We start from the raw sequence: 12,637 nt of genomic DNA on the forward strand, positions 1-12,637 counted from the left end.
CATTTTTGGAGGCTTTTTTATGTTTTGCAGAAAATAGCAGATTGCTAACAAAATTAGGCTATTGAATTTACAAACAATCTACTAAGCTTAACTGAAATATTGCCATGAATACTTGTATGAAAACACTCGCTTTAGTTTGCCTGCTTGGATTAGCATGTTCTGCTGCTGCGACACAAGCAGCGAGCTTTGTGTGTGAGCGCGCGCAGACGGCAACTGAGAAAGCCATTTGTAAGCACAGTGAGCTTAATGATGCCGATGTTAAAATGGCGACCACGTATAATATTTTGCGTAAATTGGTGCCGATGGGTACTCGTTCAGTAATTCAAGAAGAACAAATCAAATGGCTACAGCTACGTAATCAATGCCAAGATAATGTCAGCTGCCTCTTAGATGTATACAAAATGCGCCAACAAAAACTCGATTTACACCTAAATCGGATTTATAAAATGGGCCCATTTTAAATTTTTTTAACTTTCGCTATTGAAAAAATTTAAGGTCACTCCAATAGATATTGCATCTATAAATCGAGGAATGACCAATGAGCGAAGCAAACGCACAAAAACATAGTTTCCAAGCAGAAGTTGCCCAATTGCTACACTTGGTAACGCATTCTTTATATTCTAATCCAGAAATTTTTCTGCGTGAGCTGATTTCGAACGCTTCAGATGCCTGCGATAAATTGCGCTTTGAAGGCATCAATCATCCTGAATATTATGAAAACGACCCAGAACTACATGTTCGTGTCACTTTAGATGCCGATAAAAAACAAATTATTATCTCAGATAACGGTATTGGTTTAACTGAAGCGGAAGCGATTGAACATTTAGGCACCATTGCTAAATCTGGTACCAAAGACTTTATGTCAAAATTATCAGGTGATCAAAAATCTGATGCACAATTGATTGGTCAATTTGGTGTAGGTTTTTACTCTGGCTTTATTGTGGCAGAGAAAATTACTGTTGAATCGCGCCGTGCAGGTGTAGAGGCGAACCAAGGTGTGCGTTGGGTCAGCAATGGTACCGGTGAATTTGAAACAGAAAGCATTGAAAAGTTAAACCGTGGTACAGACATCATTTTACACTTACGTGAAGATGCAACTGAATACCTCGACCGTTTTAAAGTCAAACAGATCATCAATAAATACTCAGACCACATCAGCTTGCCAATTGAAATGCAAAAGCAAGTCTGGCAACAAGAAGAAGCTGCTGAAGGTGAAGAAGCAAAACCAGGTCAATATGTGACGACAGATGAGTGGGAAGCGATTAACTCAGCCAGTGCGCTTTGGACACGTAATAAAAACGAAGTCAGCGAAGAGCAGTACCAAGAGTTTTATAAAAACCTCACCCACGACTTTGCCAATCCTTTGGCATGGGCCCATAACCGTGTAGAGGGTAGTACTGAATATACCCAATTGCTGTATATCCCAAGCAAAGCGCCAAGTAATATTTTTACCCGTGAAGCCAAAGCTGGGATTAAGTTGTATGTAAAACGCGTATTTATTATGGATGATGCGGATAATCTGATTCCAAATTACTTACGTTTTGTACAAGGGATTGTCGACAGCGCCGATTTACCACTGAATGTCAGTCGTGAGTTATTGCAAGAAAGCCGCGACGTGAAAACTATTCGTGAAGGTAATGCACGCCGTATCTTGACTATGCTAGATGGCTTAGCTAAATCTGACGATGAAAAAGACCAAGAAAACTTTAAAACTTTCTACCGCGAATTTGCGTCGGTACTTAAAGAAGGTTTAGGTGAAGACTTCACTAATCGTGAGCGTATTTTAAAATTATTACGCTTTGCGACCTCAAGCAATGATGAAGTTAGCACTTCATTAAGTGATTACAAAGCACGTATGAAAGAAGGGCAAAAAGCCATTTACTACGTGACGGCAGAGAGCTTAAATGCTGCGAAAAACTCACCACAACTTGAGTTATTCAAGAAAAAAGACATTGAAGTGTTACTCATGACAGAGCGCGTCGATGAATGGGCAATGGAATTTGTACATGAGTTTGATGGTACACCGTTACAAAACGTGGCCAAAGGCGCAGTCGATTTAGGTGACTTACAAAATGCTGAAGAGAAGCAAGCCTTAGAACAAGCTGCAGAAGCATTTAAACCTGTGGTTGAGCAACTAACCACTTCACTCAAAGACAAAACCAAAGAAGTGCGCGTGACAACACGCCTAGTTGATTCACCAGCTTGTTTGGTGACTCCTGAAGGTCAATTGTCACCACAGTTAATTCGTATGCTTAAAGATGCAGGCCAGCCTGTACCAGACAGCAAACCAATTTTGGAAATTAACCCAAGCCATCCATTGGTACAAAAATTACAAGGTTCAGCACAGTTTGATAACTTAGCCAATGTGATTTTTGACCAAGCGGTGATTGCAGAAGGTGGTTTGCCTGAAGATCCAGCTGAATACGTAAAACGTATCAATAGCTTACTTTTAGCTTAGCGTGCAATGCTTAAAAAGCTCCCTTAGGGGAGCTTTTTTTTGCCTTTTTAAATATTTGATTTTACGAATAATATAAAAAACCGATGCTCAAAATAAGAAAATCCCGTCCAGTTTTAATCTATTGAATGAATTATTTTTTAATTAATGATCTATAATAGCGATCATTAACAAATGAAGTGGAAAGCGTATGAAAGTGCTGTTGAGTTTAGGTTTAGTGGCTATGTTAGGTCTCTCTACGCAGCTAATGGCTGCATCTACAGACATGCTAAAACGTAACGACCGTGTGCAAATTGCCAAAGTGACGACAATAAAGTCCGATACTGCAATGCAGAGTGTACAACGCACAGACCGTATTCAATTCAAAACCTTAGTCGCAACAGAAATTAATAAATTTTCACAGCGTCAGGATTTTATCCGTGAAAAACGCAATGATCGTGTCACGATCACACGCCGTGCCAGCTCTTAAATCAAGCCCATTGATATGGGCTTTTTTAGGCCTAAAATAAAGCTTCTAAACGAACTAAGGCACCTAAATGATGACTTTCATCTTCGCGATCATCATTGAGATAGTTTAAGTCGCCTTGTACAAAAAACCATTCACGCAGTACAGGTTGACGCCAAGAGACAAACGGCCCCCAACTGTTCAGACGTAGTTGATCCGCATTGTAATAACCACTGGTATGTAGACCATAGTTAAAGCGGTTGCCTTGGAAAAATTGATGTTGTCTAAAGCTATAGGTCGACCAGTTAAGATCATCTTCTGACTCATCTGCATAGATTAATGAAAATTGATTGGATAACAAAGCTTCATTGGGGCGTTCATGTACCAACTCTACATTGGTGCGTAGATAATTTTCGCTATCACTGCCATAGCGGTAGATTTGCTCGGCATGAAAGCGGAAGTCATTTTCGAGTTGCCAATCTTTTTCGGCTTTTAAGCGTAAATAGACGTCATCACCTGAGCGAATGCCAATATCTGCATCGCTATCAAAAGCTAAGTTTTTAGAAAAGTTATTCCAACGTAAGGCAATTGAACTGTTATCTTCACGGGTACGCTTACGATCATAGTTTTTGTCATCCGCTAAAGCTGGATTTTCATTGGTAATACTGACTTGGGTATCCAGTTGATCATCCAAACTATCGTCACCAAACACCAAGCTAAAGCGTTTTTCTAAAGTCGGTAAGTCAATTTTACCGCGAATACGAGGGCGGATTTCATAGCCATCATACTTGTCCCAGCGTTGATCAAGCAAAATTCTTAAAGTGGCAGAAGCTGGCTGTGCGGGATCGGTTTCACCAAACCAATCATCTACTTTATGTGCAGTGCCATCGACCCAGTTGCGTAGGCCTTTTTGTTTATGGTCAAACCAAGTTTTGTCTTCAGTGACCTGTGTGGTTGGCACAATAGGATGATTAGATTGTTTAGGAAATACGGTAGGTGTGGCATCAATGACACGAGGAATTTGATAGAGCAAACCTGTGGTTTGGCTATCATCTTGTGCCCAGACTAGATTACTGATGAGTACTAAACCGCCCCAAAGTGCTATTTTTTTAGTGATTGCCATTATTATCATTAAACATCAAGTTTTGGCTTAGTGTGGTAAATATAGGCAATTAAAAGCAAGATATTGCTACAAAATTACAGCAATCTAACTGCTTTGCTGGCAAATGGCTTGGTAAAGCGTAAGTGGATCGACAGGCTGTGCTAAGGTCTGAATGACCTCTTGAATAAGCTGCCAACTCACGCCTTGCTGACGATCAAGTATTAAATAAGGGTAAGCAATTTCATTGAAGGGCAAATGCAAACGCTGATCACCGTGAATAACACGAATTTTTTGGCGTTCTTTGAGCAGTAACAGCGGTGTATGAGTTGTGGCTGGTGCTTCAATAAATTGAATAAATTTATGTGTTTGAATCAGATGGAGTGGAATAAATGGATAATAGGGTTCCTGACTCCAAATTAATTCTGCTAGTGCATCATAGGTATAAAATAATTTATCAAAATCAAATAGATTCTGCTCTAAGTTGGGCCAGTCAATACGGCTGACAGCAGCCAACTTATTGGCTTGAGCATGACTGAAAATATGTGCCAAACGAATGGCTTGTAATTCACCTTGAGCACCAAACAAAGCTAAATATTTGACAAAACGACCTTGTCTATCGGTTTGTTCGGCTAAATAAATTGGTTGCTGAAAGACAGTGTTGATGTCCTGATCATGGAGCAGTAGATCAACATGTTCACACTCAATATGTTGAGGTTGGATGCGATAGAGCTGCTTTTCACGTGCAGCTTCAAATGAGAGTGCACTAATTTGACAAGGGTAGCCCTGTATCAGCAAATCTGGCAAAGCTTGTGTTTTTTTAAAGCGTAAGTTTTTCGAGCTAATCTTTGTGCTGCTTATAACCGCCCGTTCAGTAGGTGATGACTCACTATTAAGCGAAATGCGCTGCAATTGTTGTAAATCTTCTAGTCCTGTAGAGGGATGTGCTGCGGGCTTAAAATCAAATGCTTCAAAACTTGGCTCACGGCTTACTTGAGTAAGATTTGGCGCTACTGCCCCAAATGCTGCGGGAATATGCAGCGGAGGGGTTAACTTTAAATCTAAAGGCTCTAGACCTAAGTCAAACGACAGACCTTCGCTAATATCAGTCTCTTGTTTGCGTAATAAACGGCTCAGCTTAGGCGAAGGCGGTTGATTGGAGTCAAATACAGCCTCCTGCAAAACGCGTTTTTGAATCTGCTGTTGAGTATTATGCTGAGTCAGATCTGGCAAATGACTTACAGGAATTCGCATCGCTTGCTCAAGCTGCTGCGTCCGTGAAGAAACGGGTTCATGCTGCTGTGCCACATGGGGGTGATCTGCATTTCGTCCCATATTGTGTGGTGCGACTTGAAGCTGCTCAGGATCTAGAGCATCTTCAGGTGCTGCTACATGCGCTTTAAAACATTGATATTTCATTTGCTGGCTGACTAACCATGCATAGACACTTTCTAGCTCACCACTGTCACTAATTAATAAGGTTTGATTTGGCATTTGCAGCAGCCAAATTTGCCAACCTTCGCTTGGTTCATACAGCAATGCCCAACTCGATTGATCTTGTTGATATAAAATATCTTCTAAAGTACGATCTTTGCTAAAGACGCCACAACAAAATTCACGATAACGACATTGGTAGACGAAATCTTGAGCATATAATAGCGGTTCGAGTTGTTGTTGTTTTGGGCTTTTTTGTTGCAATACATAGCTACACAGTTGCTGTATTTCCACTATACGCTGCTTAGAACGAGCATGATCAAAATAAGACAAATTGCCATTCTCTAAACTTCTAATCAGTTCAGACAATTCTTGTGTTAATAATGCTTTATCTAAGGGCTTCATTTGGCTTCTCTACAGATACTCTTGCGCTTGTTTTAAATAACTGGCCAATAGTAGGTTGCTGGCAAGATCAATAATTTCGTATTCGGTCGAATCTGGATGAGGATGTAATAGCGCAAGTTCGACTAAACGTTCTAAACAGATCGCTTGAGGCGCAATTTGACCCTGAAGTAAGGCTTGTAATTCTTGCATAGGATTAATTTAAAAAGAAAAATATAAAAATGAATAGGTATTTAATTATAGAGTTTTCGATTCAAAAAAGGTAAATAGATACGAGTCTTTATTATACATATAGTCTAAGCTTATAGAATACAACAATAATAATGCAACTTAATTTTGCATATACACATACAAAAGGCAGAAGATGATCTGCCTTTTAGGATCTATTTTATTCTGCGCTGGTTTCAGTGGCGGATTGTGTTTGCGGATTAGATTCAGCTTTAACATCCTGACTTTGAGTAGGGAAATAAGGTAAATACACAATTTCAGCAGCTGCATGTGTTGCCAATGCCAATACAGTAGTTGCTAAGAAGACACGAATAGTATTCATAATATTAACCTTCAATTTGAGAGATATGTTCAATATGAACCGATTGAAAAATCAAATGAAGTTTAATGAAAAATAAACACAGGTAAATAGATTTAAGATGAATGGCAAGTCATTTTATTGTTATAAATCATATAATTAGAGTTTTTATTCTAAATTTGGAGCTTAAGTCTAAGCTCCAAATTTATAGGCTTAAGTTTTTAATATTTAGGCTTATTTAGACATTTTTTTTCATAGACCTTACCGCCAATGGCCCCAATAATTGCACCACTAATGGTTCCAAATACAGGTAATACGCTGCCTGCAACTGCACCAATTAAAGCGCCCTTCGCTGCAGGTGAAAAGCGCGATTTTTTAATGGGACAACTGGTGTCTTCTTGTTGTCGCTCTTGTGAAGGAGCATCGTCTAAAGCTGGATTGGGTTGTTGTAGATCATCATTATTTTGCATTGTCTTATTCGCCTCTGGTTTTATGCTATATATTGGATGTTTCTTAGCCTAAAGCGATTTTTTGATTGGGTGTGTAAAAAGGCCAACGCTTTTTGTAAATAAATGCTGCTAATGTAAAAAATCCCCAGTCTTACTGAGGATTTAAGCTTATTTATGTGAAGAATTAAAGCTTAGCGCCTTAAGCATCATCCTGTTCTGGTGCTTTTACTTCTGGAATCTGTTGGGCTTTTTCTAAGACTTTTAAAAACACATCACGTGGCTGTGCGCCAGCAAGAGCAATACGTTGGTCAAAGACAAAAAATGGAACGCCAGTCACTTTGAGTTGATCAAGAGCAACTTCTTGGTCAAATTGAACAAAGTCGGCAAATTCATCTGAATCAAGTAGATCATCAACTTCAACAGGATTAAGTCCAATACGCGCTGCGACATCCTCTAAGGTTTCGCGTTCGCCAATCGCTAAACCTTGGGTCATATAGCTATAAAATAAGGCTTCTTTGGCTTCATTACCTAAGCCTTTGCTTTGTGCCAAATGAATCAAGCGATGAGCATTGAAGGTATTGCCTGAATTGGCGTGTTGCCAGTTAAATTCAATCCCCTCAGCTTTGGCCATATCAGCAATATTACGCTGCATTTCTTCAACTTCAGCCACGGTACGACCATACTTTTGTGCAAGACGTTCAGTATTGGAAATGCTTTGACGCTCAGGTGCTTCAGGGTCTAACTGATAACTATGCCAATGTACTTCTAAGTCAACGCCTGCCTCTGCAGCAACTGCTTCTAAACGTTTCTTACCAATATAGCAAAACGGGCATACTACATCTGACCAAATATCTACGCGCATGGGACTTCTCAAATTCTATTTAAACTTTACATGAGGCTGATTGAGTAAATTTAAAGTTTTATGCTTGGAAAAAAATAGCGCAAAATATATTTAATGAAATTTTGGCGAAAAACACAGCAATGTAGGTATGATAAATAAAACTCAGCAATACTAGGAGCTGTCTATGCGCCGCGTGGTTGTGATCATTAGTACTGTGACTTTAGTGATTTTTGCTACCTTATTTTACCAATACAAACAACAACAAAATGAAGTGGCTCAGTTACATCTGTATCAAAGCGTACTCTATGAAAAAACTGAGCAGTTATATTTGCAAGCTCAGGACTGGCAAAAACCTATTCAAATGAGCACCCAAGATCAGCGTCTAAGTGGTGATTATCGAGTAATGGCAGACTTTATTTTAACTTATTTAAAAGACAATGCTGAGGCACGTAATTTATATTTGCGTGAACTTAAAAGTATTGGTTGGGATGAGTTTTTAGAGGTGAAGCGTTTAAGTATTGATAAAAAAAATCAGTACCAACAAACTCAGCAGATGCTAGATCATGCGCGTAGTTTGGCGCAGCAGTATGAACAAAATAGACTTGAGCGCCATCAGAAAGCTTTAAGTGCAGCCAAACACTTAGATATTCAAAGTCATTTAAAGCAGACCTTATTTGAGGGTCTAGAATACAGTGATGATCAGCAGAGTAATGCTGTATTTGCTTTGGAGCAACAGATTTTAGCCAAAGCTGAAGCAATGTTTGTGATTTTAAAGGCGCATCGTTGGGAAGCTCAACAAGGTAAGTTCTTTTTTTATGAGGATCAACCTTTAGCGCAATTTAATCAGCTCTATCAGCAAGTGTTAGACCTGAATAGTCAGATTGAAAGCATAAAAAACACGCATAAAGCCGAAGTGGAAGCTAAATTGTAAGTAGCGCTTGTCAGCAAAGTGTCAACAGCATAGATTAAACTGATACAACGCCATAACAACAATAAGAGTTTAAAAATGCTAAATACAACCTATTTGCCTGATTTAAAAGCCTACTATGTGCAATTTATTCATAGTCCAAAGCGCCCACAGCTGAAACGTCTAACTCATTGGGGGAAGCAGCGGTTTTTCTTGGCACAATATTTTGATGTGGTAGAAGAAAGCTATGAAAGACAGCAGATTGTACTGCGTTATCAGCAGCATTATGTTGAGCTAAATTTAAACCAAGCCCCTGACTTTATGAATCAAAGCGCTTACTTGGATTGGCTTAAACAACAACTTGCGCTTTAAGTCTTGGTATAGCTTTTGCATTGCTTGAGCTTTTGACTTGAGATAAGTTGTCATGTCTAGACTATGGATCAAACAGCCCTTAGCCGTATTTACCGGAAATGACTTAGATGCCAGTAACGGCATTGTCATTGAAGGCCAGCACATTGTAGAAATACTCGGCCAAGGGCAATTGCCTAGCCAACCGGTCAGCGAAATATTTGATGCCAAAGATTTGGTGGTTTTACCGGGCTTGATCAATAGCCATCATCATTTTTATCAGACTTTAACTCGTGCTTGGGCGCCTGTGGTGAATGTGCCCTTGTTTCCATGGTTGGTTAATTTATATCCTGTTTGGGCACGTTTAACCCCTGAGCAATTACATGTGGCTACTCAAGTGGCATTGGCTGAGTTGTTGTTATCTGGCTGTACCTTTGCCGCCGATCATCACTATTTATTTCCGCAGCAATTAAGCGATGCCATTGATATTCAAATCAATGCCGCACAAGACCTAGGCATGCGCGTTATGCTAACCCGTGGTTCAATGAGTTTGGGGCAAGCAGATGGTGGCTTGCCGCCACAACACACTGTACAAGATATGCAGGTGATTTTAGAAGATAGCCAACGTTTGGTGGAAAATTATCATCAGCGTGGTGCAGGGGCAATGGTGAATATTGCATTAGCGCCGTGTTCGCCTTTTTCTGTTACGCCAGAGATTATGCGCGAAAGTGCCAAACTCGCAGAACGCTTAGATGTACGTTTACACACCCATTTAGCCGAAACCTTAGATGAAGAGCAATTTTGTTTACAGCGCTTTGGTTTACGCACAGTTGATTACTTAGAAAGCGTAGGCTGGTTACAAAATCGCACTTGGTTGGCGCATGGGATTCATTTTAATGCAGACGAAATCACGCGTTTGGGGCAGGCGGGAGTTGGCATTTGTCATTGCCCACATTCCAATATGCGTTTGGCTTCTGGAATCTGTCCAAGCCTTGATTTACTGGCAGCAGGCGCGAAAATTGGCTTAGGCGTCGATGGTTCGGCATCGGGTGATGCTTCCAATTTAATCTTAGAAGTGCGCCAAGCGATGTACTTACAACGGCTCAAATATGGTGCAGAAAAAATCACCCCAGAGTTGGCTTTAGGCTTTGCGACTACAGGTTCGGCACAAATTTTAGGTCGTAGCCAAGATTTAGGTCAAATTGCGGTGGGTTATCAGGCCGATTTCGCTTGCTATAAGCTTGATGAATTAAAATTTTCCGGTAGTCATGACCCAATTGCAGCATTATTACTTTGTGGGGCAGATCGTGCCCATGATGTGATGGTGGCAGGTCAATGGCGAGTAAGGGCTGAGCAGATTCAAGGTATTGATATTGAAGAATTAAAATTTAAACATCGTGCTGCAGCCAAACAACTGTTAATGGCTTAAAATTACTTTATTTTTCAATTATATTTTCAACCTATTAAGTCCTGTTGTTGTCGGGAAGTTGCTCAGCTTGGCATATATATTGCTCCATGCCTTTTTAATCAGTTGCCAAGTGTTGGCAATTCACAAAAATGACAAGGGATGGGGCAGAATATGAGCGATCCAAAAAATACATCTCCCGAACATGAGTTTTTAGGGGTAGGTACCAGTTTTACCTATGGGTTACAGCATGTACTCACCATGTATGGTGGGATTGTTGCGCCACCACTGATTGTAGGTACAGCAGCAGGTTTAACTGGCGCACAGATTGGGATTCTAATTACTGCATCTTTATTTATTGGCGGTTTAGCCACTTTATTACAAACCTTAGGGGTGAAATACTTTGGCGCGCAGTTGCCTTTAGTGCAAGGCGTGTCTTTTGCAGGTGTTGCCACCATGATTGGCATTGCGACGACGGGAGGCGGCTTTAATGCCATTTTAGGCGCGGTGATCGCCTCATCTATTATTGGTTTACTCATCGCACCATTTTTTGCCAAAGTGATTCGCTTTTTCCCACCTGTGGTGACCGGCTGTGTGATTACCATTATTGGTCTATCGTTATTACCTGTGGCAGTACGTTGGACCATGGGTGGTAATAGTAATGCGCCAGATTGGGGTTCATTACAAAACATCGGTTTAGCCGCCATGACGCTTGGTATTTTACTGTTACTCAGTCGTTTTGGTTCAGAAGCTATCCGTCGTACAGGAATTTTGCTGGCCATTGTTTTGGGTACGATTTTGGCCTATGCACTTGGTTTTGGTGATTTTTCTAAAGTGGGTGATGGGGTGTGGTTTGCAGTACCTGAGTTTTTAGGCTTTGGTATGCCAACTTTCCATTTGTCGGCTATTTTAGCTATGACCATTGTCATGATTGTGACTTTAACTGAAACCACAGCAGATATTATTGCGGTGGGTGAAATTGTTGGCACAGAAGTGGATGATAAGCGTATTGCCAATGGTTTACGTGCTGATATGTTGTCATCAGCCATTGCACCGTTCTTTGGTACGTTTATGCAAAGTGCCTTTGCTCAAAACGTAGGATTAGTTGCGATTACAGGTGTCAAAAGCCGTTTTGTGGTGGCAGCAGGCGGTTTAATTTTGGTGTTTTTAGGCTTATTGCCAGTGATGGGACGTTTAATTGCCGCTATTCCAACGCCAGTTTTAGGTGGGGCAGGATTAGTGTTGTTTGGTACGGTAGCAGCCAGTGGTATTCGTACCCTTGCGAAATTAGATTATAGCCAGCAAAAGAATTTGATTATTGTGGCCACTTCTTTGGCAGCAGGGATGATTCCTATTATTGATCACTCTTTTTATGCACAGTTCCCTGTATGGTTTAAAACTTTATTCCACTCAGGTATTAGCGCAACATGTGTAATGGCAATTTTACTTAACCTATTATTTAACCATACTCATTTTGGGCACAAAATTGTGGGCGAGAAATCAAATTTGCCTGTGTTGCCTAAGCACGAACATTAAGAATAAACATAAAAAAAGGATGGTTTTAACCATCCTTTTTTTTATTGCAGCTTAAGCAAATTTGCTTTTAAACCAAGAGAAAATTGATTTTTTCTCTTCAGTTGCTTCTGCTTGTACTTCAGCTGTTTTTTCAGCAGCTTCTGTTGCGATCTGTGCTTTTTCAGCTGCTGCTTTTTGCTCTACAGCAGTCACTTTGTCAGCAGCTTGTGCTTGTACTGCAGCAGTTTCAGTTTGAGCTTGGGTATTTACAGCTGTAACTTTAGCAACAACAGCATCTTTAGCTGCTACAGTTTTTTCAGCAGCAACTTGTTGTGCTGTTACAGCTTTTGCGACAGCAGCATCTTTTACTTCAGCAGTTTTAGCTACAGCATTAGCTACAACAGCATTTTTTACTTCAGCTGTTTTAACCACAACAGCATCTTTAGCAGCTAGCGTTTTTGTTACAGTTGCTTCTTTGACTGCCACCGTTTTTTGAGCTGCTGCTTGGCCTGTAGCAAGAGCATCTGCTTTAACATCCTGTAATTGTGTAGTCACTGTTTGTTTTAAAGTTACTGGTGCAACTGGCGCAGTTGTTTGTGCCATTGCTGCAGTTGAGCCAGCCACCAAAGTTACAGCCAAAACTGTTTTGATTGCGTTCATGTGTATCACTCTTTAAAAAAAAGATAAAATTAAGGTGTTGATACTAACGCTAAAATTTTAAAGCTTTATAACAAGAAAAATTTAAAAAGATGATTTTGCGTGAAAAATACACTAATTTAACAATCTTATAACAGGATGTTGCAAAGGGGAT

The 12,637-nt window shown here is 40.2% G+C and carries 14 protein-coding genes; 7 read left to right on the plus strand and 7 right to left on the minus strand.

Annotated elements, in window-relative coordinates:
- Window positions 1–116: 116 nt before the first annotated feature.
- From AC5YCD_RS07050 to AC5YCD_RS07060, 3 genes are all read left to right on the plus strand, one after another.
- The gene (locus AC5YCD_RS07050; protein WP_496129449.1) at window positions 117–461 is read left to right on the plus strand and encodes a lysozyme inhibitor LprI family protein; all 345 of its coding nucleotides are present in this window, start codon (window positions 117–119) and stop codon (window positions 459–461) included.
- Window positions 462–538: 77 nt separating this feature from the next.
- Window positions 539–2,458, plus strand: a complete 1,920-nt coding sequence (gene htpG / locus AC5YCD_RS07055) for a molecular chaperone HtpG (protein ID WP_496129361.1) — start codon at window positions 539–541, stop codon at window positions 2,456–2,458.
- 187 nt (window positions 2,459–2,645) lie between these two features.
- A complete protein-coding gene (locus AC5YCD_RS07060; protein ID WP_496129362.1) occupies window positions 2,646–2,924 on the plus strand; it encodes a hypothetical protein in 279 nt (92 codons plus the stop codon).
- A 31-nt stretch (window positions 2,925–2,955) separates the two neighbouring features.
- Here the strand turns inward: AC5YCD_RS07060 and AC5YCD_RS07065 are convergent, their stop codons facing one another.
- The 6 genes from AC5YCD_RS07065 to AC5YCD_RS07090 all read right to left on the minus strand — a co-directional run bounded on the left by AC5YCD_RS07065 (window position 2,956) and on the right by AC5YCD_RS07090 (window position 7,672).
- Window positions 2,956–4,032 (minus strand): hypothetical protein, encoded by a 1,077-nt coding sequence (locus AC5YCD_RS07065; protein WP_496129363.1) that lies wholly within the window; start codon window positions 4,030–4,032, stop codon window positions 2,956–2,958.
- A 75-nt stretch (window positions 4,033–4,107) separates the two neighbouring features.
- On the minus strand, window positions 4,108–5,838 hold the full coding sequence (locus AC5YCD_RS07070) for a hypothetical protein (RefSeq protein ID WP_496129364.1): 1,731 nt from the start codon (window positions 5,836–5,838) through the stop codon (window positions 4,108–4,110).
- Between the two features lie 9 nt (window positions 5,839–5,847).
- Complete coding sequence (locus tag AC5YCD_RS07075) at window positions 5,848–6,027, minus strand: hypothetical protein (protein ID WP_496129365.1); 180 nt, start codon at window positions 6,025–6,027, stop codon at window positions 5,848–5,850.
- Window positions 6,028–6,223: 196 nt separating this feature from the next.
- Window positions 6,224–6,385 carry a hypothetical protein gene (locus AC5YCD_RS07080; protein ID WP_496129366.1) on the minus strand — a complete coding sequence of 54 codons (162 nt, stop codon included), beginning with the start codon at window positions 6,383–6,385 and terminating at the stop codon, window positions 6,224–6,226.
- Window positions 6,386–6,582: 197 nt separating this feature from the next.
- On the minus strand, window positions 6,583–6,831 hold the full coding sequence (locus AC5YCD_RS07085; RefSeq protein WP_496129367.1) for a glycine zipper family protein: 249 nt from the start codon (window positions 6,829–6,831) through the stop codon (window positions 6,583–6,585).
- A 178-nt stretch (window positions 6,832–7,009) separates the two neighbouring features.
- Window positions 7,010–7,672 carry a DsbA family oxidoreductase gene (locus AC5YCD_RS07090; protein WP_496129368.1) on the minus strand — a complete coding sequence of 221 codons (663 nt, stop codon included), beginning with the start codon at window positions 7,670–7,672 and terminating at the stop codon, window positions 7,010–7,012.
- 163 nt (window positions 7,673–7,835) lie between these two features.
- Here AC5YCD_RS07090 and AC5YCD_RS07095 point away from each other — a divergent pair, with 163 nt between their 5' ends.
- From AC5YCD_RS07095 to AC5YCD_RS07110, 4 genes are all read left to right on the plus strand, one after another.
- Window positions 7,836–8,582 (plus strand): hypothetical protein, encoded by a 747-nt coding sequence (locus AC5YCD_RS07095; RefSeq protein WP_496129369.1) that lies wholly within the window; start codon window positions 7,836–7,838, stop codon window positions 8,580–8,582.
- Between the two features lie 75 nt (window positions 8,583–8,657).
- Window positions 8,658–8,930, plus strand: a complete 273-nt coding sequence (locus AC5YCD_RS07100) for a hypothetical protein (RefSeq protein ID WP_496129370.1) — start codon at window positions 8,658–8,660, stop codon at window positions 8,928–8,930.
- Between the two features lie 52 nt (window positions 8,931–8,982).
- On the plus strand, window positions 8,983–10,335 hold the full coding sequence (locus AC5YCD_RS07105; RefSeq protein WP_496129371.1) for an 8-oxoguanine deaminase: 1,353 nt from the start codon (window positions 8,983–8,985) through the stop codon (window positions 10,333–10,335).
- A 150-nt stretch (window positions 10,336–10,485) separates the two neighbouring features.
- Window positions 10,486–11,847, plus strand: coding sequence for a nucleobase:cation symporter-2 family protein (locus AC5YCD_RS07110; protein WP_496129372.1), 1,362 nt, complete (start codon window positions 10,486–10,488; stop codon window positions 11,845–11,847).
- Between the two features lie 51 nt (window positions 11,848–11,898).
- Here AC5YCD_RS07110 and AC5YCD_RS07115 read toward each other — a convergent pair whose 3' ends face one another.
- Window positions 11,899–12,486 (minus strand): hypothetical protein, encoded by a 588-nt coding sequence (locus AC5YCD_RS07115; protein ID WP_496129373.1) that lies wholly within the window; start codon window positions 12,484–12,486, stop codon window positions 11,899–11,901.
- Between the last annotated feature and the right edge of the window lie 151 nt (window positions 12,487–12,637).

The organism is Acinetobacter sp. CY05 (assembly GCF_059515805.1).

Coding starts and splice junctions, on each gene's coding strand:
- AC5YCD_RS07050 (WP_496129449.1), top strand. CDS start 117: ATGAAAACACTCGCTTTAGTTTGCCTGCTTGGATTAGCATGTTCTGCT.
- htpG (WP_496129361.1), top strand. CDS start 539: ATGAGCGAAGCAAACGCACAAAAACATAGTTTCCAAGCAGAAGTTGCC.
- AC5YCD_RS07060 (WP_496129362.1), top strand. CDS start 2,646: ATGAAAGTGCTGTTGAGTTTAGGTTTAGTGGCTATGTTAGGTCTCTCT.
- AC5YCD_RS07065 (WP_496129363.1), bottom strand. CDS start 4,032: ATGATAATAATGGCAATCACTAAAAAAATAGCACTTTGGGGCGGTTTA.
- AC5YCD_RS07070 (WP_496129364.1), bottom strand. CDS start 5,838: ATGAAGCCCTTAGATAAAGCATTATTAACACAAGAATTGTCTGAACTG.
- AC5YCD_RS07075 (WP_496129365.1), bottom strand. CDS start 6,027: ATGCAAGAATTACAAGCCTTACTTCAGGGTCAAATTGCGCCTCAAGCG.
- AC5YCD_RS07080 (WP_496129366.1), bottom strand. CDS start 6,385: ATGAATACTATTCGTGTCTTCTTAGCAACTACTGTATTGGCATTGGCA.
- AC5YCD_RS07085 (WP_496129367.1), bottom strand. CDS start 6,831: ATGCAAAATAATGATGATCTACAACAACCCAATCCAGCTTTAGACGAT.
- AC5YCD_RS07090 (WP_496129368.1), bottom strand. CDS start 7,672: ATGCGCGTAGATATTTGGTCAGATGTAGTATGCCCGTTTTGCTATATT.
- AC5YCD_RS07095 (WP_496129369.1), top strand. CDS start 7,836: ATGCGCCGCGTGGTTGTGATCATTAGTACTGTGACTTTAGTGATTTTT.
- AC5YCD_RS07100 (WP_496129370.1), top strand. CDS start 8,658: ATGCTAAATACAACCTATTTGCCTGATTTAAAAGCCTACTATGTGCAA.
- AC5YCD_RS07105 (WP_496129371.1), top strand. CDS start 8,983: ATGTCTAGACTATGGATCAAACAGCCCTTAGCCGTATTTACCGGAAAT.
- AC5YCD_RS07110 (WP_496129372.1), top strand. CDS start 10,486: ATGAGCGATCCAAAAAATACATCTCCCGAACATGAGTTTTTAGGGGTA.
- AC5YCD_RS07115 (WP_496129373.1), bottom strand. CDS start 12,486: ATGAACGCAATCAAAACAGTTTTGGCTGTAACTTTGGTGGCTGGCTCA.